The organism is Bartonella sp. AP20NXHL (assembly GCF_042196165.1).
GTDB lineage: Bacteria > Pseudomonadota > Alphaproteobacteria > Rhizobiales > Rhizobiaceae > Bartonella.
In genome coordinates this window covers 1-888 of the sequence record NZ_JBHIPV010000093.1, presented here as the reverse complement: position 1 = coordinate 888, position 888 = coordinate 1, and the positions used below count along the sequence as shown (strand labels likewise).

Sequence of the window (888 nt, the reverse complement as noted above, 5' to 3'; positions counted from 1 at the left end):
CAAACCCTTGGCAGTATTGTTCAAGAGATAGCAGAGCGTAATGGCTATACGCCAAAGGTTGATCCTTCTCTTGCAAAAATCGTTGTGCGTCACATTGACCAAACAGCTGAAAGCGATATGGCTTTTGCCGCACGCCTTGCAGAAGAATATGATGCGGTAGCAAAGCCCGTTGATGGCAAACTGGTGCTCGCCAAACGGGGTGAAGGCAAAGCCATCACCGGTGAAACACTCCCCATAGTTGTTATCCATGAAAAACATTGCACCTCTTGGGATTTTAAATACAGCGCACGGGATGAAGCAGGAGCAGCAAATGGCTTAGAAACAGATGTGGGAGACGACCAAAAAGCCGCTGCTGATGCACGAGAACCAGAAGAGATTGATGATGATGAAAACTTTATCCATATGGATGACAGTGGCAGAACAGCACCATTATCATCTGAATCGGAAAAAGCAGAAAAAGAATCTGAGAAAAAAGAAGAAGACAAAGAGAAGAAAGGCGGTGTTCTCGCAACCTATCATGATATCCGCAGTGGTGAAAAAAAAGAAGTCAAAGTTGGCAAAGCACCGTTTCATGAACTCAAATACACCTACCATAACCAATCAGAGACTGTTGCAGCCATTGCTGCTTATCGCAATAAATCATCACGCGGTAAGTCTTCTTTCTCATGTGATATCGGTGGTGATCCCTTTGTACAAGCAGAAGCAAAGCTTGTTCAGGAGCCCTCTTTCCGCCCCTATATTCCAGCAGAATGGCGCATCAAAAGCGTTAAACACAAGCTTGATAAAACAGGTGGTTATACCACAAAAATAGATTGCGAGCTTTTTGATGAAACCCAAGAAGATGCGGCTGGAAACGTTGCAAACACCACACCAGACAAGGATGATACC

At 44.7% G+C, this 888-nt stretch carries 1 protein-coding gene; it reads left to right on the top strand.

The window, feature by feature from the left end; translation table 11 throughout:
- Positions 1 to 888 (top strand): late control protein (locus ACFILL_RS09380; RefSeq protein WP_375643851.1); only part of this gene is annotated, 888 nt, incomplete at both ends.